The organism is Granulicella arctica, from assembly GCF_025685605.1.
Lineage (GTDB): Bacteria > Acidobacteriota > Terriglobia > Terriglobales > Acidobacteriaceae > Edaphobacter > Edaphobacter arcticus.
Window position 1 is genome coordinate 4,137,399 of record NZ_JAGTUT010000001.1, and the last position, 23,156, is coordinate 4,160,554.

18 protein-coding genes and 1 pseudogene are annotated in these 23,156 nt (G+C 55.0%); 11 read left to right on the top strand and 8 right to left on the bottom strand.

What is annotated here, in order from left to right; all coding sequences use genetic code 11:
- Nucleotides 1–576 precede the first annotated feature (576 nt).
- Complete coding sequence (locus OHL20_RS17555) at nucleotides 577–2,775, top strand: type IV secretion system DNA-binding domain-containing protein (protein WP_263384472.1); 2,199 nt, start codon at nucleotides 577–579, stop codon at nucleotides 2,773–2,775.
- Nucleotides 2,776–2,780: 5 nt separating this feature from the next.
- Nucleotides 2,781–4,271 (top strand): MobF family relaxase, encoded by a 1,491-nt coding sequence (mobF, locus tag OHL20_RS25010; RefSeq protein WP_317890965.1) that lies wholly within the window; start codon nucleotides 2,781–2,783, stop codon nucleotides 4,269–4,271.
- Nucleotides 4,272–4,531: 260 nt separating this feature from the next.
- Here mobF and OHL20_RS17570 read toward each other — a convergent pair whose 3' ends face one another.
- On the bottom strand, nucleotides 4,532–5,287 hold the full coding sequence (locus OHL20_RS17570; protein ID WP_263384473.1) for an SDR family NAD(P)-dependent oxidoreductase: 756 nt from the start codon (nucleotides 5,285–5,287) through the stop codon (nucleotides 4,532–4,534).
- 439 nt (nucleotides 5,288–5,726) lie between these two features.
- On the opposite strand from OHL20_RS17570, the gene OHL20_RS17575 reads away from it, so the two are divergent.
- The gene (locus tag OHL20_RS17575; protein WP_263384474.1) at nucleotides 5,727–6,329 is read left to right on the top strand and encodes a TetR/AcrR family transcriptional regulator; all 603 of its coding nucleotides are present in this window, start codon (nucleotides 5,727–5,729) and stop codon (nucleotides 6,327–6,329) included.
- A gap of 46 nt (nucleotides 6,330–6,375) precedes the next feature.
- Here OHL20_RS17575 and OHL20_RS17580 read toward each other — a convergent pair whose 3' ends face one another.
- A complete protein-coding gene (locus OHL20_RS17580; protein WP_263384475.1) occupies nucleotides 6,376–7,290 on the bottom strand; it encodes a helix-turn-helix domain-containing protein in 915 nt (304 codons plus the stop codon).
- A gap of 400 nt (nucleotides 7,291–7,690) precedes the next feature.
- Here OHL20_RS17580 and OHL20_RS17585 point away from each other — a divergent pair, with 400 nt between their 5' ends.
- Entirely contained in the window at nucleotides 7,691–8,071 is a 381-nt protein-coding gene (locus OHL20_RS17585; protein ID WP_263384476.1) for a response regulator, read from the top strand.
- 87 nt (nucleotides 8,072–8,158) lie between these two features.
- Nucleotides 8,159–8,815 carry a TetR/AcrR family transcriptional regulator gene (locus OHL20_RS17590; protein ID WP_263384477.1) on the top strand — a complete coding sequence of 219 codons (657 nt, stop codon included), beginning with the start codon at nucleotides 8,159–8,161 and terminating at the stop codon, nucleotides 8,813–8,815.
- 38 nt (nucleotides 8,816–8,853) lie between these two features.
- On the opposite strand, the gene OHL20_RS17595 is transcribed toward OHL20_RS17590, so the two are convergent.
- The 4 genes and pseudogenes from OHL20_RS17595 to OHL20_RS17605 all read right to left on the bottom strand — a co-directional run bounded on the left by OHL20_RS17595 (nucleotide 8,854) and on the right by OHL20_RS17605 (nucleotide 13,995).
- On the bottom strand, nucleotides 8,854–9,483 hold the full coding sequence (locus tag OHL20_RS17595; protein WP_263384478.1) for a response regulator: 630 nt from the start codon (nucleotides 9,481–9,483) through the stop codon (nucleotides 8,854–8,856).
- A 63-nt stretch (nucleotides 9,484–9,546) separates the two neighbouring features.
- Nucleotides 9,547–10,713 (bottom strand): ATP-binding protein, encoded by a 1,167-nt coding sequence (locus OHL20_RS17600; protein WP_263384479.1) that lies wholly within the window; start codon nucleotides 10,711–10,713, stop codon nucleotides 9,547–9,549.
- Nucleotides 10,714–11,613: 900 nt separating this feature from the next.
- A pseudogene (locus OHL20_RS25260) lies at nucleotides 11,614–12,729 on the bottom strand (ligand-binding sensor domain-containing protein); the annotation flags it as partial.
- Nucleotides 12,730–12,981: 252 nt separating this feature from the next.
- A complete protein-coding gene (locus tag OHL20_RS17605) occupies nucleotides 12,982–13,995 on the bottom strand; it encodes an alpha/beta fold hydrolase (RefSeq protein WP_263384480.1) in 1,014 nt (337 codons plus the stop codon).
- 225 nt (nucleotides 13,996–14,220) lie between these two features.
- Here OHL20_RS17605 and OHL20_RS17610 point away from each other — a divergent pair, with 225 nt between their 5' ends.
- The 3 genes from OHL20_RS17610 to OHL20_RS17620 are packed head-to-tail and all read left to right on the top strand — an operon-like array spanning nucleotide 14,221 to nucleotide 18,520.
- Entirely contained in the window at nucleotides 14,221–15,834 is a 1,614-nt protein-coding gene (locus OHL20_RS17610) for an MFS transporter (RefSeq protein WP_263384481.1), read from the top strand.
- A gap of 59 nt (nucleotides 15,835–15,893) precedes the next feature.
- Entirely contained in the window at nucleotides 15,894–17,324 is a 1,431-nt protein-coding gene (locus OHL20_RS17615) for a TolC family protein (RefSeq protein WP_263384482.1), read from the top strand.
- Entirely contained in the window at nucleotides 17,324–18,520 is a 1,197-nt protein-coding gene (locus OHL20_RS17620) for an HlyD family secretion protein (protein ID WP_263384483.1), read from the top strand. The genes OHL20_RS17615 and OHL20_RS17620 overlap by 1 nt, the downstream gene beginning before the upstream one ends.
- A 53-nt stretch (nucleotides 18,521–18,573) precedes the next feature.
- Here OHL20_RS17620 and OHL20_RS17625 read toward each other — a convergent pair whose 3' ends face one another.
- On the bottom strand, nucleotides 18,574–18,741 hold the full coding sequence (locus tag OHL20_RS17625) for a hypothetical protein (protein WP_263384484.1): 168 nt from the start codon (nucleotides 18,739–18,741) through the stop codon (nucleotides 18,574–18,576).
- A gap of 311 nt (nucleotides 18,742–19,052) precedes the next feature.
- On the opposite strand from OHL20_RS17625, the gene OHL20_RS17630 reads away from it, so the two are divergent.
- The 3 genes from OHL20_RS17630 to OHL20_RS17635 all read left to right on the top strand — a co-directional run bounded on the left by OHL20_RS17630 (nucleotide 19,053) and on the right by OHL20_RS17635 (nucleotide 21,464).
- Nucleotides 19,053–19,964, top strand: coding sequence for an NmrA family NAD(P)-binding protein (locus OHL20_RS17630; RefSeq protein WP_263384485.1), 912 nt, complete (start codon nucleotides 19,053–19,055; stop codon nucleotides 19,962–19,964).
- Between the two features lie 125 nt (nucleotides 19,965–20,089).
- On the top strand, nucleotides 20,090–20,722 hold the full coding sequence (locus OHL20_RS25265; protein WP_396272365.1) for an RNA polymerase sigma factor: 633 nt from the start codon (nucleotides 20,090–20,092) through the stop codon (nucleotides 20,720–20,722).
- Nucleotides 20,723–20,882: 160 nt separating this feature from the next.
- Nucleotides 20,883–21,464 carry a hypothetical protein gene (locus OHL20_RS17635; RefSeq protein WP_263384486.1) on the top strand — a complete coding sequence of 194 codons (582 nt, stop codon included), beginning with the start codon at nucleotides 20,883–20,885 and terminating at the stop codon, nucleotides 21,462–21,464.
- 75 nt (nucleotides 21,465–21,539) lie between these two features.
- Here the strand turns inward: OHL20_RS17635 and OHL20_RS17640 are convergent, their stop codons facing one another.
- Complete coding sequence (locus OHL20_RS17640) at nucleotides 21,540–23,153, bottom strand: MFS transporter (protein WP_317890966.1); 1,614 nt, start codon at nucleotides 23,151–23,153, stop codon at nucleotides 21,540–21,542.
- Nucleotides 23,154–23,156: the final 3 nt, after the last annotated feature.

Consider the following 23,156-nt stretch of genomic DNA (forward strand, 5'->3'; position numbering starts at 1 on the left):
GGCCTTCTACGGAGCCTTTGTGGCGATGAGAGGGGCTGCGGTTTGGGCGAACATTCGTCGCCGGGGGCGAGAGTTTGACTTCGGTGCATCGGGGAGCCTTCCGCCTCGTATCCCGTCCTCTGCTCGGGTTCACGCTTCGGGGCCAAACCGGCGCCCTGCGGCTCGGCGTCGTTCTGCTTCGACTACGTCGCCCCTACGGGGTCTCGGTTCCTCCCAAAAGAAGTTTGAGAGCCGCGGCAAAGAGCTCTACCCGAGGCCGAGTACACGAAAATCCACGCGGAAGTGCAGAAGGTGAAGCGCCGAATTGCCCGCGAGCTCACGGAGCAAACAGAGCGGTTGAATACCGCAAAGGAGAACTAGTCTATGGCATCGTCCTGGGGCAGAAAAGAAACCCTCATCACACCGCCGACCGTGCCGGTGTACACCTTCACAGCCTTTGGAGTTGCGCTCATGTGCCTCTGCTTTTTCGCATGGCAGAGGGTCGCGTTTTCCATGCCGATCATGCAGCGAAGCTACTTCACGGAGTACGTCCGCGCAGCCGTTGGAACGGCCTTCCATCAGGCCGGCGAGTACCGGATGTTCTATCTCGAAGGAGCGAAAAGGCGGCAGCCGCGCCTTGCCCTGCCGGTTGATTTCGAGGATGGCCAAACGACGCTTCCGAACGGGAAGACCGTACCCGTCCAGCTCACTTTGCTGCCGCAGGCACAAGGCTATCGATCGTTCGGGCGGAGCCTTCCGCAGAAGTTCCAGGACGCCTCGCTATACCATTGGCTTCGCTTCACCTTTTTCAAAGGCGACAGCGTTCCGCGCCTGTTTCTCCCCAGCTACATCGAGGCCGGAGTACTGCTCGCCATCATGCTCTGGTTTGCCGTGCCGGCCGATATCAAGCGGCTCAAAGTTTTGAAGTATGGCCGCGTGCTCCGTGGTCCCGAGATGATGAGCCCACGCGAATTCCACCGCGCCGTAATGCGCGAGTTCTGGCGTCATCCTTTAGGCGAGTTCCGTGCGTGGAGAGCCAGCAAGAAGGGCGGCAACCAGGCCCATCTGGGGCTCGGATTTAAGACCACGGAGATGACCGGGCTGATGCGGATTCCTCCCGGCAAAGAGTCCCAGCACTTTCAGATGATGGGCGACACCGGTGCAGGTAAGACGACCCTCATCATGCAGCTACTTCGGCAGATTAGGGACCGTGGCGACGTGGCCATTGTGTATGACCCGGCCTCGGAGTTCGTGCAGCGGTTCTACGACGAAAAACGCGGCGACATTATTCTCAATCCGCTCGACGCGAGATGCCCGTTCTGGTCGCCTGCCATGGAGATCGAGAGCAATCAGGAAGCCACGACTATCTCCGAATCGCTGTACCAGCCATCGGGCGGCAGTTCCAACAGCTCGAACAAGGAGTTTTTCTACCGGACGCCTGCTCAGATCTTCGCCCACCTGCTTCGCGAAGGCCCGACGCCGCACACGCTGGCGCAATGGATGGCGGATGAAAGTTTCCTGCAAAAGAAGGTCAAGGGAACGGAGATGGCGTTCTATATCGACCGCAAAGCTGGCCCTCAGGCGGCGGGTGTTCTGGCCAGTCTCGGCCTGGTCGCGCAGAGCCTCCGTCTGCTGCCGAGGAAGGAAGAAACCACGTCGATTTGGAACGCAACGGATTGGGCCAAAAATCGCGAGGGCTGGATCTTTATCACCTCCAAGAAGTCTCAGCGCGAGGTGCTGCGTCCACTTATCTCGCTATGGATCGACATCCTCGTAATGCGCTTGATGGAGATTCCCAAACCGGGGCAAAAGCAGGTCTGGTTTGTGATCGACGAGCTGGCCAGTCTGCAGAAGCTGCCCCAGCTCCACAGCGCCATGACAGAGAGCCGGAAGTCAAAAAATCCGCTCGTGGTCGGTTTCCAGGGGCGTGCGCAACTGGAGGACATCTACGGCAAAATCGCCGAGGTCATGTTGAGCCAGCCCGCCACCAAAATTTTCATGAAAACCACGGAAGGCAAAGCCGCCGAATGGATCTCCGACACGCTTGGCAAGGTTGAGATCGAGCGTCTGAAGGAGACGCACTTCGACGGCTCTCGCGCGGGCAAAAACTACACCATCGACAGGCAAATTGAGCCTCTGGTCATGGCCTCTGAAATCTCCGGTTTGGACGACCGCCGCGCGTATCTCAAACTTGGCAATCGGATCGCCCGCTTCGACTTCGACTATCACGGCCTGCCGACCGTGACGGATGCGTTTATTCCTCGCGAAAACATCGACGACAAGCTGAAGTTCGATCGCCGCACCCTAGAGCCGCTGACACCGGCGGCATGCTCGGCTCCGGCTGAACCTTTGACGCAACCAGAGACGCCGGCCCAGCCCAGACCCGAAGCCAACGACTCACAGGAACCCAAGCAGAAAGGAGGTGCGCAGTACCGGCGCGCCCTCACGCTGGCCTGGGATGGACCCGACGAGAATTCCAAGACGCAGCCCATCGCGCAGCCGGTAGCGCAGCTCAGCGGCATCGCTGCCATCGCTGCCGAGTTTCTTCAGGAGTTGCAACAGTTCCGCGAGTCGCTGGAGGCGCAGGGCCGCGACTTCTCGGAAGACGAGTTGAAGGCGGTCAAAGAGGGGTGGGACGATATCGTCAAGCGGGACGAAGAGCAACCGGAGCAGACCACTTCCGACCCGATCATGCTCACGGATTTGGACCCGTATCTGATTCCGCTGCACGATCCTCAGCACCATACCCATATCCAGGCTTACGACGATGAGCAATTCAGCCTCTCTCTGGAGTAGCCCCGATGCTGACGATTTCGAAGGCACTTAATGCCTCGCAGGCGGGCACGTATCACACTAAGGATTTCGTATCCGAGACGCAGAGCTACTACGCCAAAGACGACGTCCTGCTGGGCGAGTGGCAGGGCGAGTTGGCAGGCAGGTTCGGCCTCTCGGGAACCGTCAGCAAAGCCGACTTCATGGCTCTCGCCAATGGTCAGAATCCGCGAACCGGCGAGCAGATGGTGAAGCATCGCATCGCAGGCGAACAGACCAACCCGGATGGTTCCATCACGAAGGCGGTGGAGCACCGCGCCGGTTGGGACGCTACCTTTTCCGCGCCCAAATCCGTGTCCCTGACAGCCCTTGTGGGCGGCGATGAGAGCGTGCGCCTGGCTCATCGGGAGGCGGTGACCGCCGCGCTCTCGGAGCTGGAGCAGTACACGCAAGCACGAATCGGCGGCAACAACCCCGCCGAGCAGACCGGGCGATTTGTCGCGGCTAAGTTCGAGCACGATATCGACGACCGAATCGCCGAACTCAATACGCAGCGTTATTCACTGACGCAAAACAGAAAGAGGATTTTATCCTCCTTAGAAAATGACCAAATTCTTTTCAGCCCCGATGAGGCCGAGCGACTGTTCAAGGAAGCTGGAGTTTTCTTTAAGGATCAGATCAAGAAGGATTTTCAGCAGCTCATCTCATTTAACCGAGCGATAAGCGACGAACGACGGGTATATCTGCAAGAAGAGCGTACCGAGGTCGAAGCAGAGCTGAAGAAGATTGGTGCCGAACTGAACACTCTTGGAAAGCGCAGGTCGGAGAACCTCGCATTTTTGAGCGCGACCGACGCTTTCGATAAGTACAAACAATTCTCCGATGAAATGGTCACGCTGAGAGCGGATATAACCTCGCTTGAAAGACAGCGAGGCTTCCTACATCGACTTCAACAGCTTCGAACTGAAATTCGTACCATCGTCGATGAAAGGGCTGTCATCCAATCTCAGATCGAGGCTGACGTCGAACAGCAGAATACGGATAAATCGAGCTTGTTCTCTAGTATTCGCGTACATTTGAGCGATATTGTCGAAGAGGTCATTAACAGAAAAGCACTGCTCAGCGTCTCCCCAAATGGTCAAGGGCACTTGGAATTTGAAGCTGACATCCTTGATGAAGCGGGAAACATGACGAGTGCCGATCTCGGACATACCTATAGGAAGCTGCTCTGCATCGCCTTTGATATGGCTCTCCTTCGCGCTCGGCTTGACGAAAAGTTCCCTCGTTTTGTCTATCACGATGGGGTGTTCGAGTCCTTGGATGATCGCAAGAAAGAAAAACTCTTAACCGTCATTCGAGAGTACGCTGAGCTAGGCCTGCAGCCAACAATCACACTGATTGATTCCGACCTTCCGCCCAGAAGCGAGAAAGAGGGATCTGTGTTCGCAGACGCTGAAATCGTATTGACTCTTCATGACGAAGGTGAAAGTGGACGCCTCTTCAAAATGCGCGCCTGGTAGTCAAGGTCTGAATGCGAGTCCCGCGCTAAGAGCTTTGCCGAGCGGGATCTCCGAAGACATTCATCGCGAGAGATACGGCGGGGGAGTCGCCCATTTGACGGACCACATATTGGTTGGCCTTGAATGTTGCTTCAGCTACGGAGTGACCCGATTCCCAATACTCAAGAAATGCAGGAACCCGCGTTGCGGGGCTGTACGCATGGAACCAATTGGGCCGGAAGGCGAAGATTGTCGCCGAGCCGAGAGTAACCCAATCTGCTTTACTGCAGGCCGCCCGAGGCCTGTATCATCTGCCCCGTCACCCAGCGTGATTTGTCTGAGGCAAGAAAGGTCACTACATCTGCAATGTCCTGGGTCGTTCCAGCACGCCCCAGTGGCGTTTGGGAAACAAGGTCTGCAACAAAGGCGGTTTCAGAACTCATTCCCAAAGCACTGACACCTTCGGTCAATACAATTCCGGGGCTTACCGAGTTCACTCGGATATCTTGCCTGCCTAATTCTTTGGCGAGAACACGAGTGATGGAGTCGGAGGCTGCTTTGGTTGCCGTGTACATCACCGTGCCAGGTAGGTTAAGAGTCGTACCTGCGGTGCCGATGTTTATGATGCTTCCGCCTGTCTCACCGAACCGAAGAGATGCTTCTTTGCACATCAGCAGTGTTCCCAGAACATTGGTATCGAACTGCCTCCGGTACTCCGCGTCTTCGATCTCCGCGAGAGGGCCAAAGGTATACACTCCTGCGTTATTTACGAGGATGTCGACTCTGTTGAAATGCTCGATCGTTTCGTCAAAGATCCGCCTTACGTCAGAGGTGCTACTTACCGATCCCCGCACGGCGGTCGCCCTTCCGCCCGCGGCCATGATTTCGGAGACAGTCTTAGCTGCACCTGCTTCATCCGACACATAATTCACGATTGTCGACGCACCTTCCGCCGCGAGCGCCTTAGCGATAGCCGAACCGAAGCCTTTGGAACTTCCAGTAACGATAGCGACCCTGCCGTCTAGCCCTTTGTGCATAAGTAGACCTTGTCCCTCTCATCCGCCGACGCGTCCGGCATTCCTTAACCCTACGGATCAGGCTCAAAGGCGTCTTGGCAGATAGCCCTCAGGATTGTTGCAAACAATCGGTAAAGTGATGTAGGTATGCACCGCCTTCAGCAACTTGGGCCAGCGCTCATTTCTCGCGCTTATGCATTACTCATTCCACGTTCAAAAGGATTTCAACCACCTCGTCAATACGACCGGTCGTATGATACAGCCATGTAGTTCCAGAACTTATACCAAGCTCATCCTTGACGATGTGTTCAGACAAAACTCGGCTCTATATGCCAAGCATTCGCCTTGATCGCCACCATATCGTTATCTGGTTGCAATTGAGAAATTCCTGGCGCAGATGATCGAGAAACCTCTCCGAGAGAGTGTTCATCTTGCGTCAACGAAGAAGAAATGAGCGAGCATGACTGTAAAACACAATGAGCAGCGGACGCGGTCGCTCATACTTCAAGCTGCATTCGAGATCGTCTGCATCTATGGATTCGCCGGGGTAACGTTAGGAAATCTGGCAAAACACATTGGAATGTCGAAGAGTGGACTCTTCGCACATTTCAAGTCGATAGAGCAACTTCACCTGGAGCTTATCAAACACATTGGCAATGTGTTTCGTTCGGAAGTTGTGTCTCCAGCTCAAGATGTCGCTGAAGGGCTCCCTCGGTTGGAAGCCACCATCTCGAATTGGTTGATATGGGCCTCTCGGCCGACAGAGTTGGGCGGCGCTCCGCTCTTAGCCAGCTTCTTCGAGTTCGATGACCGTGAGGGTTCGGTTCGAGATTCTCTGTTAGAGGAAGGGAGTGGCTGGTGTACCCACTTGCGCCAGCTCGCAATCCAGGCCGTCGCCATGGGCGACTTCCGCCAGGATCTAGACGCCGAGCAGTTCGTCTTCGAGCTTTGTGGGATCTACTTCAGCTTTCATGTCTCGGAGCGCTTCATGCGCCATTCGGGCTCGCATGGTTTCGCAACAGTAGCGGTCAAGGGACTCGTCGACCGTGCCCGCCGGCATTAGCGACTACAGCAGCCCCTTCGGGAGCAAACTCGGGAAAACGGGAGGCCTATGCTTTAGACTCCCTACGCCAACGGCCTGGGCTGGTGCCAGTGAGCTTCGCGAAGGTTCGATTGAACGACGCTTGGTCACAGAATCCGGCTTGGAAGGCGATCTCTATAAGAGATTCGTTGGAGTTGAGAAGGAGTTGTTTAGCGTAATCGACTCGCTGCTCGATAACCCAGCGGTGAACAGGAAGTCCGAAGGTCTTCTTGAATGACCGCGCAAAATGGCTCACAGACAAGCGGCACTCTTTGGCGATGACCGCCAGCCTTACATCGTCGTACGTTCCCTTTGACAAGAGCTCCATCGCCCGCCGCCTCTGCCAGGTGGAGAGACCGCCGCGGTGTACCTCTTCATCCTTCGGCCGGGAGCTCCAAAGATGAACCACATGGGAGCAAAAGAGCATCACAAAATGATTCATGAAGGTGGACGAGAAGAGAGAGGGCGCTTCAATGCAGGGAATGATAAGGTTCGTGAGCTGAGCAAAGACCGGAGACTCACTCAAATCCCCATGGCATTCAATGGAGAGTCGAGGCAGCCCGTTCGCGTCGGTGAAGTCGTTGAGTGTTGTCCGCGGAAGATGAAACTGCACGGAATCGCACGTATGAGCGACCTCAGGGGAAAGTGCCGAATCAGGGTCGATACTGGGATTTTCGGCAGCGTCGATCTTGGGATCTCCAGAAACATCCAGCAGCCACCGTTGTTGCACCCGGACAGGGTTGAGATGGACCGTGACGACCAGCCTTGGCAGATGAACGTAGTCAACCGAAGCATTTGTCGCTCGGGTGTGAGGCAATAGAGGTATCACTGCCGTTCTGCCGCGCGTCTCTGATGCGGGCAGGGTATACATGCTGTTTGCGATTGAAGGGAGCGAGCTCCCTGGAACGTTTGTGTAGGGCTGTGGGTTGCGTCTGTCATTCATGTCCGCTACCGCCTTCATATGCTTCTGCAATTGATAATACGACCAGTCGTATTCCGAAACCATGAAAAGGAATTACCCATTCGTGGGGGGTCCTTTAGGGTGTTTCCTCCTTTTTTGAGCGATTCGACGATCAAGCGACAGCCAATCTATTGACAGGCAAGAGGTTCCAACGATGCGAACCGTCCGAGATTCACTGAACAGTCGTTGGAGGTCGGAGCCTAATGCCTCACGGACGCCTTTCGGGCCAGTTCCGCTAAAAGCCGAGTGGCTTCGACAAGAGAACTTCGGCGTATGTCAGTTAGCGTTGCGATAGTCGATTTCACACAGATTCGTTTGCACTTGGAGGTTCACTATGCCCAGAAGAGAGGACACCTCATCAGTCCGACACCGGATCTTATGTGTGGATGACGATCTTGTCTGTCTTCAGCTTCGTCAGACTCTTCTTGAAAGCAACGGGTACGCCGTGATCATCTCCGATCGACCGTTCGAGGCTTTGAAGCAAGACTTCGACGCTGTCGACCTGGCTTTTGTGGATTACGACATGCCTGGGATGAATGGCAGAGAGTTGCTGCTCAGAATGCGCGCGTCAAACGCAACATTCCCCATTGTTCTCCTGAGCGGACAAGCCTATACGTTGCCGGTCGAGGTGCGCGTCCTCTTCTCGGCTTGCATCGATAAGGGCTCGCCGGTACAAGAGATGCTCGAAATCATCGAGCGGTTTCGGACCCAGGGATACGTGGAGGATGGGCTTATGCGAGGTGCGTTCGGCTCTCAGACCTGAGTTGCAGGTCGGTTTTCCTGCCAACCAGCAAAGGAGCAGCGACAGGTGGCCTCCGCTTCGCTATGATTGCTCTGTAAACGGAGTGCCATGACAAACACCGGAACTCGCGAGAAGATCATAGAGGCAGCGTATCTCCGATTCTATGAGTTCGGATACAACGGCACGAGTGTACAAGACATAGTCGATCAGGTCGGCGTTCCCAAGGGAACCTTCTACAACTACTTTAAGAGTAAAGAGCTGTTAGGCCTTGAGGCGCTCGATCTCTATGCTTGTGTCGCCGACAAGGTGTTCACGCCACCCGAAGCCGCACAAGGATCGCCCAGGTCGAAGAAGCCTCAGCCATCGGAGATTGCTCGCCTCCGCGGCCAATTTGAGGAAGCTCTTAAGTTTCAGGAGCGGCAGAAGATCTCTCTCGGCTGCCTTATGGGAAATTTAACCGCGGAATCTTCTGCATTGCCAGAGAGCTTCGGGAAGTTGATTGAAAAGAGCTTTAATCGTTGGATCGCAGCGGTCTCTGCTTCCCTGCGAGCAGCTCAAGTGAGTGGGGAAGTTGCCCAGTCGCATGATCCGGATGGTCTTGCAAGATACCTGATGGCGGCATGGTTCGGCTCGTTGCTGTTGATGAAGAATTCGCAAAAGAAGACAGCGATCGATGATTTCTTCAGACTAACCTTCGATACGCTCCTGAAAAGTGAGCCTCCGCTAACGAAAAAGAAAGTTCCGCAACGTCGCAAGCGGAAATGAGAGCCTTTGAATTTCGGGCTGGAGAGCGGGATGACACGTTATCCGTCGAGGAAGCCGCGCCTCATCGCGATCGTTACAGCATGAGTTCGATCGTTCGCGGATAGCTTCGTAAGAATGCTACTCATATGATTCTTGACGGTGTCTTCCGAAACAGAGAGGCGCGCTGCGGTGAGTTTATTCGAGTGACCGCCCGCAACGAGTCGCAGGACCTGGATCTCTCGCGTCGTCAAAACTGTATCGCCAACATGCTCCGCGATGAGCTTCGCGATTTCCGCAGGAATGCAGCGCTCTCCATTGTGTACTGCGCGGATCGTTGCTAGAAGGTCCTTGCGGAGCATGCTCTTTAGCAGATACCCCTGTGCGCCTGCACGTAGAGCACGTACCGCTTGAACATCTCCGTCGTATGTAGTGAGAATGATGATGCGAGCCGAAGGTGCTTCGCTGCGAATGGTTTCAAGCGCTTCTAACCCGCTCATCTCCGGCATTTGGAGATCCATCAAGGTGATGTCCGGTCTGTGAAGCCGATGGAGCGCGACCGCTTCGAGTCCATTTGTGGCCTCGCCAATCAAGTGCATGTCAGGTTCACCGTCGACCGCCCCAGCGATGCCCTCGCGAACGATTGGATGGTCGTCGACGCTGAGCACGCTTATGAGGTGAGTAGTGTTCATGGGAGTGTTGTCCTAAAATCGCTGAGAAACACGCTCGACTGGAGCTATCATACTGCGCGCTATTCACCGGAAAAGCATCTTGAGTCGCTCGACCCTGCTTTGACCTTTGGACTTCCGATAGGCGACTGCTGCCGGTACGCGTAGCGTCACGCGTGTTCCCGGCTCTCCGTCGCAGGTGATCCTCACTGTACCGCCGATTTTGGCGGCGCGCTCTCTCATGCCACTCAGCCCCCAATGGCCTTCGCGAACACCAGCCGCCAAAATGCCAGATTCGATCCCGCGGCCATTGTCCGAGCATGTCATCACAAACGTTTTGGGGCCAAAATCCAGGCTTAGACGGATTGCTGTAGCGAAAGCATGTAACTGGGCATTTGACAGCGCTTCACGCCCAATCCAGTAGGCCTCTTCCCGAACAATGGGGTGGAGTTCGCGCTCGTCGCCGACCTTTGTGACAACGAATGCCGCGGCTTGTCCAATCGTCAACTCATCACTGAAGTCGCTGAGAGCAGTCAGCAGGTCTGAAGAAGTTACATCATCAGCACGCAGATCTCTCACCCTGCTTCGTCCTTCAAGGAGCACCTCGTCGGCGCGATCAAGCGCACTCTCCATCATTGCCTTTGAGGGTTCACCTTTTGGTATTTGCCTTGCAGCTGTACCAAAGCGCAGGATCAGCCCTTGGAAGCCCTGCAGAAGCGTATCGTGCAATTCACGCGCAATGCGCTCCCGCTCCACCATGCGTTCTGAAAGCTGTGAGCGAATCGCTTCACTCAAGTAACGCATACGGGCGACGATCCCGGCGACAAGCACCAATAGAAGAATGGCGACAATGAGAATCCGAAACCACAAGGTTTGTATCAGTGTTGGCGGAATCACAAATGTGATGGATTCGCCGGACCGATTCCAAACACCGTCGTTATTCGAAGCTTGCACCTGAAAGGTATAGGTGCCAGGCCCAAGGTTCATGTAGAAGGCCTGACGCCTCGTGGTGACATCGCTCCAATCGTTCTCCGCACCGAGGAGCCGATATCGGAAGGTCACCTTCTGCGGTGCGACGAAGCTGAGTCCCGTGTAGTCGATCTGAACGTCTCGTGTGCGGGCAAGCAGGCGCATTGTCTTGGCGATCGGATAGCTTTTGTGGTCTGCGAGGAGCGCTTCGATCTTGGTCGGCGGAGGCAGGAGATTATGCTGGATTCGGCCGGGATCGACCATCTGTAGGACATTTGATGTCACGAACCATAAGCGACCGTCAGATGTTTTAGCTAACCTAGGTGCGAAAATGCGGGGGCTCGTTTGCGCTCCGTCGGTCGCGTCGAACAGCTCATACTTCAACCTGCGCTTTGGATCTTGCCGCCACGCTGAAACCTCCCCACTCGGCACACGAATAATTCCGCATGACGCGTAAAGCCAAAGTGACTGTTGATTGTCTCTGATTGACGCGTATATCTCTTCGCAAGGCAGACCGTTGTTTCGGTCCATTGAGATCCACCTTCCGCTGGTCATCACAATCATGCCTTTTGTCTGAGATAACCATAGAGAGCCATCTCGCTCAATGGAAAGGCTGTTATTGCCTCGACTGGGTATTTCATATTTAGCGACAGCTATCCCTTCACTTGTCACATGCAGAAGGGATCTCTTGCTCGATCTGACCCATACACCATTCACGGGGTCGTCGGTTATTTCAAGGGCATCCTCGTTGTACCTGGCTAACGGTCTTGGAACGTAATCGGGTCCAATGCGGTACGGCTTGGAATCATAGGGGCGCATTGCCCAAATCCAACCGGACCTATCTTCGCATAGTGCTCGGATAGGCCCAAAAGCGGAGCCGTCTGGAAAAGTGATCGATCGAAAGTGACCCTTGCTGTACACCCGGAGAGAATCGTCGACACCCACCCAAAGTTTACCGTCATGAGCTGCCAGCACAGAAGTTGTGGTATGCCCCGGAACGGAAAGATTGCTAACGGAAGCTGCATCATCTCCCGGCCTAAAAGTGAATACCTTCTGCCCTGAGGCCACTGTGACCGATCCATTCGGGGATGCAGTGACTGATGTAACCCGATCTCCTCGCAAACCTGCAGCCTTGGAAAAGGTTAGAACATTACGTCGATGGAAGCGATCTAGGCCGGCCGTAGTCGAAACCCAAATGTCATTTTCGCGATCTTCGTAGATGTCCTTAACAGAGTCTCCCGTGAGACCATCAGCATTCCCGAAGTGTTCCATGTGTTCTTCCGTCAGGTGATACACCCCGCGGTCTGTCGTCCCTATCCACAGACTCTTTTTTCGATCAACAAATAGCGCTGAAATGTTGAGGGTTGCTGGATCGAAGTCAATAACGCGGGGTGACATCCAGACACCTTGATTGAATTTCCACAAGCCGCGATGGATCCCAATGGGAGGCATACCGACCCACAGTGAGTCAGCTCCAGAGACCAAGGCAGTGATACCTTGCAAACCATGCTGCGACTTCAGCTCTGCAATGTTGAAGGTTTTAGAACTCCCATCAAGCCAGCTGCAGATCGCATCCACGCTCTCTATCCAGAGTCTCCCTGAACGGTCCTCAACGACGGCACTAGCTCCGGGGCAACCCGGTACCTCCTTGGTGGAGATACATTGCAGTTGGTCGCCAGCAAGCTTACAGATTGAACCGGATGAATCATTGACGCGGGAACGCGCAAGCCACACAGTGCCGTCCGCATTGCGAGACAGCCAATTGATATGTCCGGTGGAACCACTCAGAGGACTCAAGAGACCGTTCGCGATTCGTTTCAGTCCGCTCCCATTACCCAACAGCAGTCCACCGTCTTCCATCGGAAGCATAGTGATGACTTCCGAGGTGTATGGTTGTGCGGTGACTGGGTCCACCCAAGGGGAAAACTGGATACCGTCAAATCGAAACAAACCGCCGTCGGTGGCCACCCAAAGATAACCATCCGAAGTCTGGACTACTTGACTCGGCACACCTCTGAAGGCTCCATCCTGGATGCGCCACGCGGCGTGGGAGTATTGGGTAAACGAGATATGCTTATCTTCGGCAGTCGCGGTCGATGAATTGAAGATGCCGAAGAAGCAGAGCAGGCATTGCAGCAAGGTTGTGAACGCCGCTCCTCCATTTTGGAAAGAAATCCTTTGCGTGGCATCTCTTGATCGCAGTCCTAAAGGCCATTCGCAAATCGCGCGGCATGAAGTAACAAAGCTGCAAGACGTCCAGCTAGCGCGTGAGGTAGGCGGAGCGGCGGCATTCACGTTCATACGCGGAGAGCTCTGGATCCAACGGCCTCTAGCAAATCTGTGGGCCTCTTTACTTCGAATCGTAGACAGAGATTGCTGAGGTCTCTTCGCTAAAACCACCTTCCTTTTGCATTCCTGCTCAAATGATTCATATCCCGACTAGGTTAGTGCATCCCCGGCAACACGATGAGATCTGTTCTGTCGATGGTGACCGAACACAGCGGAAGATTATTGCGATTCGAACGACGCCGATGGCGACCGCCTTTGACCCGCCTATCGCTCTGTTAGGAGGTAGCGTCCGACATCTTCTGGGCGATCAAGTTGCGGCCAATGGCCGGCATCCAGCAGATGTACTGACGCTCCGTTGAAGTGGCCGGCGAGATCCTGCGCGACCCCGACATTGAGATACGCGTCGCTCTTTCCCCAAACGATAGTCGTCGGAATACCCAACTCTGCTAGCTTGCTCACTTGCAGATTGTTCACAGCGATCTGGGGACGAAGGTCTGCAGCTAAAGCCGCGAAGGCGGGTCCAGCACTCGGCTGTTGGGCAAAATTGTCGAAGATGAGCGGCTGTACCAGCTTGTCAATGACGTCGATCTGGGCTTGCGACACGCCGATTTCAAACTGGAGTTGCTGAAACCTCAGAAGAAAAGCTAGCTGCTTGGGGTCGGAAGCCATAGCTAGTCCAAAGGCGCGTGTCTGAGGTAATGAAAACAGTTCGATCAGTTCTGGTATACGGAGCGTCGGCGCATCTGCATAGAAGGTATTCAACAGGACAAGCCCTGCAATCAACTTAGGTTTTGACAAGGTGAAGTTGATAGCGGCCACGCCGCCGGCATCGTGAGCGACCGGCACAATGCTGTCGAGTTTGAGGAAGTCGACAACCGCGTGCAGATCTCCGAGTTGCTGTTTAAAACCATAGTCGATTCCAGCAGGTTTCTCGGAAGCCCCAAAACCAAGGAAATCGAAGGCTACGACATGACGGCCAGCAGCGACGAGTACTGGGATCAGCAGGTCATAGATATGCAGATTGTCGGGATAGCCGTGCAAGAGAACAAACGTCGGTCCCTTGCCCTCGTACTCACGGGCATACAGGAAATGGCCTTCTCGCGGAACGCGGTGCTCTAAGAACGGAGGTATGGACTCCGAACCCTTAGCTTGCGATGCTCCTACCCCGCCCAATAGGTTTTCAGGTAGGTGCTTCTCCACCATTGCTCTTGTGGATGAGGGCGCTACGAGCCAGGCTGCGGCGACACCAATTCCGGTAACTATCTCTCGTCTGTTCATCTTTAACTACCCTTCAGAGCGCATGCACATCGTGAGATTTTGGAGCGGCATACCACCTCACCATAGAGTTCCGGTCGCCCCCCGTCTTCCCAAATAAGCTCATGCTTTGACCGGAAGAGCCTAAGAATGCTCGTGCTCGCCGACGGAACCGCTTTTGGGTTTGAAATGGAAAAAGGCGGTACTTTCTACAAAGAGATGTCTCTCGCCAACCCGTAGTGTCGAACGATGACACAGCCAGCTCATGCGCTGCCAATGGGGACTGTCGGCTCCGCACAATCACGGGAAGTGAGCAGGTCCGCCACGCTTGCGGCGCTGACACTTGCCAGCGCCGCAGAGACTTGGACCACGTCTGGCGTGAGTCTCACTCTTACGGATCTTACGGGCACTCTGAGTGCCTCGAGCGATCAGGCTAGTTGGGCTCTGACGGTGTACATGGCTGCGTTTGCCGTCTCTATTGCGCTGTCAGATCGCCTCTCCCTGAAATACGGAAACCGGCACTACCTCACAGTTCTCGCCCTGTCTTATGCGGTCGCATCGGTAGGGTGCGCGCTCAGTACCGAGCTGAGTATCTTTCTTCTCTTCCGCGCTATCGCCGGATTCGCGGGCGGGGCGTTTCTGGTCCGTGCATTCGTTTTCTTCACACAGCAATATGAACCTGCGGTTCGCCCTACACCCCTGGTTGGCTATGCGATCGCCTACTTCTTTGTTGGCAGATTCTTGTCACCAATGATATGCGGGTGGCTCGCAGATGTTGCTTCGTGGAGATTCCTCTTTGTTGTACCAACCATCCTGATGCTCACGGCCGCGTGGTTGTTTGATCGGTACGGAGCAAATCACTGGGCGACGGAGGATTCGCGTAAGCCTCTCGACTCATTCGGCATAGGACTTCTCATTCTCGGCGCTGTATGTCTGCAAACCGCTTTGAGCCGCGGCGAGGTAGACGGTTGGCTTGAGTCTTCGATGCTCTGCACCTTTTTCCTCGTGGGGGTCACCGCAAACTCGCTCTTTGTGCTGTGGGAACTGTCTTCCTGGAATAGATATCCTCTGCTTGATTTTGCGCTCCTTCGCAATTCTCTAGTTCGCGGGGGCGCGATCCTAGGCTTTATCGTCGGAGTGTTGCTGGCCGGCAGCCTTTACGTCATTCCCCAGTATTTGCGGAATCTTGAAGTTCATTCTGCACTTCAGACAGGTGTACTCCTCAGCATTGGCGGTGCCTCCTCTGTCCTCGTGCTTTGCTGCTTCCGTTCAATCATTCCTCTCTTCGCGAAGATTGGCGGGACGGGCGTACTTCTTTTTGCTCTTGCCGTGGAAATAGCTTCGCAACTCCTCTTTGCGCATTTCGTAACGACTGATACACCCGATCGAGATCTATGGCTGCCCTTGGCACTAAATGGGATATTTGTTGGGCTGTCCGTCCCTACCCTTGGCATTGTGGCGTTCGCAACGGTCGACAACCAAAGGGCTTCGAATGGTCGCGCGATGTATTACGGATGCAGACAACTCGGCGCATCCGTGGGGGTCACCTTATCGGCGGTCCTCATCGACCGAAGGATGTCACTTCATTCGTCGAGGCTTCTCGACGCCTTTGTTAATCGGAACCTTTCCGTGCTTGGACAAGCTTCATATCTCAGTGACAGAGCACTGTCTGCGATGGTCCGGAAGCAAAGTTCGGTATTGAGTTACGCCGATACCTTTTACACGATGGCGTTTGTGGCCGCGATCACTGTGTTCTTCGTTCCACTTCTTTCCTATCGCGCGGCGGCCCCGTCACCCACGCGAACTCCTCTCGACGAACCGGCCTCTGCCAGCCTCCCGCAAGCCGCTGGAGGGCGCACATGAAAAGGTCATTGTGGTCGTTTGGTCGTACAGTTTGTTTCACTCTCGGTGTGGCAGTTTGCTTGACAACAAATGGTCGAACGCAAAGTACCGGAAGCGGGAGCTCTCCGCAAAATACGGTTGACACCCCTCGTCCCTTCAACCCCGGTCAGAACACCACCAACCCAAGCGCATTTGCGGTGCAATCGCAGAATCCCTTCCTTGGCAGCGTGCCGACAGGACGGGTGGTTCCCGGGGTTCTTGAGTTCTCTTTACGCGCCGCCGTGGAATTAGCACTTCGAACAAACCTTGGTTACATCGACTCGGAACAAGATCACCAGCGGTCGCGTGCTGCAAGGCTTCGCGCTCTCTCGACGTTGCTTCCGCAGATTGGGGTCGAATCCACTGAGGACTACAGAAATCTCGTGATGGACGCCTTGGGCACGGAGAAGCTTGGCGTACCGCACGTCGTCCAAGGCTATAACTACCAGACGGCTCACGCCACACTCCAACAGCGAGTTGTAGATGTCCAGGCACTGCATGATCTGAAAGCTTCGAGCAAAGAGATGGAGGCCTCGGCTGCATCGATGGCTGACGCCAGGAATATCGTCGTTCTGGCCTCAGTCAGTTCTTACCTGCTAGTCGCGGCGAGTCAAACTAGGCTCGAAACCGCAAGAGCGCAGTTCGCAACCGCCAAGACCATTGAGTCCATTCTGTCGAGCAGGGTGGTACATGACCTTTCTCCTCAGATTGACGAGATACGAGCGCACGTCGCTATGCGTTCTGCGGAGCTTCGGGTGACTCTTGCGACGACCACGCTGGAGAAGGACAAGCTAGCCCTAACTCGGATCATTGGTCTACCCATCGAGCAAGAGTTCACGTTGACAGACGGGTTGAGGTACCTTGAAACCCCTTCCACCAATCAGGCGGAACTGCTATCGAAAGCCGCAGAAAAGCGCCAAGACTTACGAGCTGCGAGGGCGCGCCTCGATGCAGCTGAGCTGAGTGTGAAGGCGGAACGAGCACAGCGGTTGCCGTCCGTTGAGGTACTCGCCAATGGCGGCGAAACAGGCATCACTTATGGACACCCCTATCGGGATTATGACGTCGAGGGGCGAATCTCAGTGCCTATCTTTACTGGTAGGCGGATCGAGGCGGATGTGCTGGACGCAAAGGCAACCGCTAACCGGAGGAGAGCCGAGTTCGCCGACACGCAGGCAAGGGCGGTATTCGATGTTCGGACGGCTCTTCTGGATTTGACAGCTGCCAGCAAGAGTGTCGAAGTGTCCTTGGAGAATCAAGCCTTGGCGGTCGAGGGCCTGCGCCAGGCGAAGGACCGATTCGACGTTGGTGTGTCGAATGCAGCCGACCTCATCCAAGCTCAGCAGTCCGTGGCGGAGGCCGAGGATAACCGGATTGCCAGCATCTACGCGCATCAGGTCGCGAAACTTCTGCTCATCCGAGCCACTGGCACAGCAGAGCAAGACTACTTATCGTACCTAGGGGCACACTAATGGCATTGACCGAGACCAAAGGCAGGAAGGCTAGCAACACTCTGCTCGTCGCGTTATTCGTAGCGGTACTCATAAGTGCGCTCTTGGGCCTGTATTTTGTGGTTCATCCCAACGAGGTGAGCACGGATGACGCGCAGATAGACGGCCACGTTCACCCGATTAACACTCGAATTGCAGGGACCATCACCTGGGTAAACCCAAATGTTGAGGATACGTACTATGTAACGGCTGGTACCGTGATCGCACATCTGGACCCCAACGACTATCAACCAACAGTCAATCGATTAGAAGGCGAAGTGCAGGCTTCCGAAGCGCAGGAGCATGCCGCAGCGCTGAACCTACCTATCGCTTCAGCGACTGCCTTGAGCAGGCTGACCTCAGCTCAGGCCTCGCTTGCGGAGGCAGATGCAGACTCGGAATCTGCCTTATCTCAAAAGACCGCAGCCGAAGCGACGGTTGCTCAGACCGAGGCGAATTATCACAGAGCAGAAGATGATAGAGTCCGATATCAAGCCCTTGTGGCGACACACGAAATCTCACGATCCGAGTACGATCAGCGCGTGACGGATGCTAAAAGTGCTGCGGCACTTCTTGCAGCCGCTCAGGCCAACAGCGCCAGCGCTGATCAAAGGATTGAGGAATCACGCCAAAAAATCAAAGAGCGGCAAAGTGATCTTCGCATGGCCGAAACCGCTCCGGAGTCAATTGCGAGTGCGCGAGCAAACGTGCTTCGCGCTGCGGGTGAAACAAGGAAATCAAAAGCCACACTTTGGAATGCGCAGCTTGACCTCGGCTACACCAACCTGGTCGCACCCGTCAGTGGAATCGTGGGTCGTAAATCTATGGAAGTTGGAGAGCGAGTGGCGGCCAACCAACTGATGCTAACTCTCGCACCGCCGAAGGATGTATGGGCCATTGCCAACTTTCGAGAAACGCAGATGAAGAAGGTGCGCATCGGCCAGTCCGCAACTGTGCACGTCGATTCAATAGGTCGTGATTTCCAAGGAACTGTAGAAAGTATCGGAGGGGCTACCGGGTCCAAGTACTCAGTGATCGCCCCAGACAATGCAACCGGCAACTATGTGAAGGTCGTTCAGCGCATCCCTGTGCGGATTCGGCTGAATGGCCTTGAATCAGCAGGCCCGCTCTTGTTGCCCGGTATGTCGATCGAAGTTTCAGTTCGAGTGAGCCCATAGCTTAGGGTCTGAGGCTTCCTCACCTCTATCCGCGAAGTCTGTAACGCGCGAGGCTAGAGATGGCGTATGAGTAGGAAAAAGACAGCCACCGCGAGAACCACCATCCCCACCAGCAGAGTCGACACAAAGATGAGCGCGCCGCGCTCCTTGGCAGGGGTCGGAGGCGTGATACCGACGGTGAGGATAAACGCTTGTGAGATTGCCCGCAGGGGATTTTTCATGGTGGTGTGTGTCGCTTGATATATCGCAGATAGATGCCGTACAAGTAGCAAGGATAGAAGGACAAGGGATGGAGTTCTTTGCGGAAACGACCGTTGTTTGTCGCAGATGATAAAGATCACCGCCGAACCCCAAGACTTGGCGCTTCGCATAGAAAGACAAAACCTTTTGGCAGCAGCACTGCAAAAATGCAGTGCATTTTGAAAATCCTTCTTGGAGCAAGGTCGGTAGTCTCGCTGTATTGGCAACCGGGACATTGTCTTTGGTAGCTGGTCTGATATCTGTTCAACCAGAGCGGAACAAGGGAGATCAAATGACCAAGTCCAAGATTTTGGTGACCGGCGCAACCGGAGGAACCGGTGGCTGGGCCACCCGGTTCCTTCGCGATGAAGGGCATGAAGTACGAGCATTTGTCCTGAAGGACGACGCGCGGGCCGACGAATTACGCTCCCTAGGAGCAGAGATCGCAGTCGGCAATCTCCTGGATATCGATAGCGTTCGCACGGCGATGGAAGGAGTTGCTGCTGCGTATTTCGTCTACCCTCTGGCCCCACAACTCCTTGAGGCAACCGTCGCCTTCGCCCAAGCAGCGAAGGAAGCGGGGGTGGGTGCCATCGTCTACACCTCCCAGATGACCTCAAGGCGCGATTCGAAGAGCCATGCGGCTCAGAGTCATTGGCTCGCGGAGCAGGTGTTTGACTGGTCCGGCGTGCCTGTGACCCACCTTCGGCCCACCCTATTTGCTGAGTGGTTGCTCTATCCCTTCTCGTGGAAGGACTATGCAAGCAAGGACACATTGGCCCTGCCGTTCGGTCGAGGGAAGTTTGCGCCTATCGCTTCAGAAGACCAAGGGCGTGTGATTGCCAAGATCTTGGCGGACCCCGCTCCCCATGCCGGCCATCTCTACAAGCTGCTTGGGCCCGTTGAGCTTGACGTTTACGGGATAGCCGCCGCCGCGAGTGAAGTGTTAGGACGCACCATCACATACACTCCGCTCGAAGTCGACGAGTTCCTCGCGATTCTTGGGAAGATGCCAGACTATTCCTCGCCCTTCTTTACCCAGCACATCGGGGCCGTAGCCTTGGATTGCCAAAATGGCATAACCGGCGGAACGAATGACCATGTTGAGCACATCACGGGCCGCCCCCCCATGACCATCCAGGAATTTGTTACCAAGCATAAGGCTGCGTTTGAGGTCACCTCCAACTCTAAGGCGATCACTTAGAGCTGGGCAGCCGACCTCGTCCGGACGGGCCAGTCGAAGGCCGGCTACCATCCCCTAGAGCTCAGGGCCTAATACCTAAAGTCGCGCACGTGACGACCAGTCATTTCATACCAGAGGGCCGCCAAATGAACAATGGACTTGGATCATCGAACGCGGCTCCAGGAACCGAACCGGGGATAAAGACCGAATACGTACCTGACAATCGTCTTGTGGAACTGATCAGAATAGGAAGTCACGAAGCGTTCGAGATCCTTCGAGGTAGGCATGAGAAGCGTCTATTGAAAACCGCGATCCACATCTTGAGGAATAGGGAAGATGGCGAAGACGCGGTACAGGACTCCTTCCTGAAGGCTTATCGGCGAATCGAGACGTTTAGTGGAAGATCTACGGTGTCGACCTGGCTTACTCGGATCGTCATTAACACCTGCTTGATGCAGCTACGAAAGCAGAGAACGAGACCCACCGTATCTCTCGATGAGCCCAACGAGCACGGCCTTTCAAGGTGCGACGGCATACCCGATCGCTCAATCAACATCGAGGCTTTTTACGTCGGATGGGAGAGGCGTGAGCTATTGTCAATCGCAGTGTCACGATTGAAACCCTCGTTGCGTTCAGTAGTAGACGCTTACCGTCACCACGACTACACAATGGCCGAACTCGCGGAACAAAGTGGCTTGTCGGTTCCTGCCGCTAAATCTCGTTTGCGGCGGGCGCGTCAAGCTTTGGAGAGATCCCCAGTGATGAACGCATGTCGATAGTCTTTTCCACGATGTCATTGCACGCATTGCCACAGATTTGGATCCAAGGAGTTCGCCGATGAATTACCTTCCACTTCCTATCATTGTCTTCTTTCTAGGAGTCACCGCTCTAGCCCTTTTCCTGTTCGGCAAAGCCGTCCGTGGGTCCAGGCCGGCGATCTTGATTTCGCTGGTTTGGATGGTGTTGCAGTCGGCTATTGCACTCAGTGGTTTTTACCTGATCACCAACACGACCCCACCACATTTCATTCTGGCGATCGCACCGCCCGTGATCTTGATTGCTGGCTTGTTCGTAACCGAAGCCGGCCGACGTTTCGTTGACCGGATGAACCTGAAGTGGTGCATCCTCGTGCACATCATCCGGATCTTCGTGGAGGCCACTCTTTACTGGTTATTCCTCTATAAGCAGGTACCCGCACTGATGACGTTTGAGGCCGGAAATCTCGATATCCTGGCGGGGCTTACAGTGCCTTTCGTCTGGTGGGCGTTCAATACCGGAAGGATTGGAAGGAGAGGCTTGTTCATTTGGAACACGCTCTGTCTATTCAGCGTGCTGAATGCTCTTGCGCGGGCCATGCTCTCTGCACCGTTCCGCTTCCAGCGCTTTGGCTTTCAGCAGCCGACAATCGCTATTCTTCATTTTCCGTTCGTTTTGTTGCCGGCATTCATCGTTCCAGCTGTTCTGCTGTGCCATTTCGCAGTATTTAGAAAGCTCACTTCTTCGATGAGCTTGCCTGAGTAACGCAGCGAGTCTGTGGCTATCGGCTATCGGCTAACCGCTGACCGCACTTTCCAAAGGTATTCTGTGGGCTTGCTCTTAACCCTCGCTAGATTCCAGGCCAAACTGCGACTTTCCCGCCGTCCACACGATGACGAGCGTGCCGAGGAAGGTGGTGAAGGCGCAGCCGAACATCACATCCCGGTAGGCAGTGACAAACGAGTGTTGGACTATCGCTTTTGCGCGTAACGTCTGCGAATACCCAAACTGTTGAGGGATCGGAAGCGCCAGCATGAGCCCTTCTGTGCTGACGAGTACATGTTGCATCTCGACGGGTAATCCGGAAGACTGCAGTTGTCTTCCAAGCTCAAGATTGAACGTGTGGCTCACCGCGACGGCGACGACTGAGACTGCGATGAGACCTCCAAGCCGAGACACGGAGTTGTTCACAGCAGATGCTACGCCCCTGCGGCTCGCGACTACGGAAGACATAAGAAAAGACGTAAGAGGTGCGACGGTCAGTGTAATGCCCACCCCCAACAGCAAGACTCCAGGGAGAAATCCAAAAGCGTAACGGGTCTCCTTGGAGACTAATCCCAACAAGGCAAAACCTCCTGCGGTCAGTGCTGAGCCTACGACCATGAACTTTACTTCACCTACCTTGGCGGCTATCGTTCCGACCCTTCCCGAAAAGGCGAACATGATCGCAATCATCGGCAGAAAGGCGGCGCCCGCGGAGCTGGGCAGGAGATGCCGTGCACCAATCAGGAAGTACGGAACGATATAGAACGCGCCGCCGAGCGCCCCGTAGGCAAGAAAGGTTAAGACATTCGCACCAGAAAACGCTGCGCTACGAAACAGTGAGAGCGGAACGAGAGGGTTGGGGCTCCTGCGTTGAGACAGAACGAAGACGAAAAGCAAAACAAAGCCAGTGAGGAGAGATAGGCTGATTCGCGGATCTTTCCAGCCGAGTTGCGGCACGAAGGACAGGGCGAAGACGATGGCGGCGAATCCTAAAATGTTGAGCATTGCGCCCCGATAGTCCAGGGGAAAAGACGTGACTGGCGGTTGGTCATACGCCGTTCGCCTAAGCTTAGGGGCGAGCCAGATTATCCATAAAGTGAAGGGGATGTTGAGTAGAAAGATCGCGCGCCAGCCAGAAACTTGGATCAGCCATCCGCCGACAATAGGCCCCAGCGCAATAGAAACAGAAGTCCATGCCGACCAGGTTCCGATCGCGCCGGCACGCTCACTTTCCGGGTAGGTGTCAGAAAGTATTGCGAGCGCCTGCGGAATAAGGAGTGCCGCGCCAAAGCCTTGGATTGCACGCGCCAGGATTAGCTCACTGAGGTCGAATGATGCCGCACAGCCGATTGAGGCTAAAGCAAATACGGCAACACCTAAAAGGTAAATTCGCATCCGGCCGAAGCGATCTCCCAAGGCTCCGCAAAACAAAAGCAGCGCCGAGCCTAAGAGGGAATAAGCCTGAACAACCCAGAGGATGTGATAAGAGCTCGCTCTGAAACTTGCCTGAAGTGTAGGTAATGCCACGTTTACGACGGATCCGTCCATGAATGCCATGGAGGAACCCAGCACAGTCAGCAGAAGGGTCGATCGCCGATCAGACGCAAGGCACTGCAAGTCCACTCCGGTGTGGACCTCGGATGCAACACATGGCGGACTCATTGGCGACCGAGAAACGGCTAAGGTCATAAA

Excerpts from the sequence above, each read along its gene's own strand:
- OHL20_RS17620 (WP_263384483.1), top strand. The coding sequence starts at position 17,324 with ATGGCATTGACCGAGACCAAAGGCAGGAAGGCTAGCAACACTCTGCTC.
- OHL20_RS25265 (WP_396272365.1), top strand. The coding sequence starts at position 20,090 with ATGAACAATGGACTTGGATCATCGAACGCGGCTCCAGGAACCGAACCG.
- OHL20_RS17590 (WP_263384477.1), top strand. The coding sequence starts at position 8,159 with ATGACAAACACCGGAACTCGCGAGAAGATCATAGAGGCAGCGTATCTC.
- OHL20_RS17580 (WP_263384475.1), bottom strand. The coding sequence starts at position 7,290 with ATGAATGACAGACGCAACCCACAGCCCTACACAAACGTTCCAGGGAGC.
- OHL20_RS17610 (WP_263384481.1), top strand. The coding sequence starts at position 14,221 with ATGACACAGCCAGCTCATGCGCTGCCAATGGGGACTGTCGGCTCCGCA.
- OHL20_RS17595 (WP_263384478.1), bottom strand. The coding sequence starts at position 9,483 with ATGAACACTACTCACCTCATAAGCGTGCTCAGCGTCGACGACCATCCA.
- OHL20_RS17575 (WP_263384474.1), top strand. The coding sequence starts at position 5,727 with ATGACTGTAAAACACAATGAGCAGCGGACGCGGTCGCTCATACTTCAA.
- OHL20_RS17630 (WP_263384485.1), top strand. The coding sequence starts at position 19,053 with ATGACCAAGTCCAAGATTTTGGTGACCGGCGCAACCGGAGGAACCGGT.
- mobF (WP_317890965.1), top strand. The coding sequence starts at position 2,781 with ATGCTGACGATTTCGAAGGCACTTAATGCCTCGCAGGCGGGCACGTAT.
- OHL20_RS17605 (WP_263384480.1), bottom strand. The coding sequence starts at position 13,995 with ATGAACAGACGAGAGATAGTTACCGGAATTGGTGTCGCCGCAGCCTGG.
- OHL20_RS17555 (WP_263384472.1), top strand. The coding sequence starts at position 577 with ATGTTCTATCTCGAAGGAGCGAAAAGGCGGCAGCCGCGCCTTGCCCTG.
- OHL20_RS17570 (WP_263384473.1), bottom strand. The coding sequence starts at position 5,287 with ATGCACAAAGGGCTAGACGGCAGGGTCGCTATCGTTACTGGAAGTTCC.
- OHL20_RS17625 (WP_263384484.1), bottom strand. The coding sequence starts at position 18,741 with ATGAAAAATCCCCTGCGGGCAATCTCACAAGCGTTTATCCTCACCGTC.
- OHL20_RS17640 (WP_317890966.1), bottom strand. The coding sequence starts at position 23,153 with ATGACCTTAGCCGTTTCTCGGTCGCCAATGAGTCCGCCATGTGTTGCA.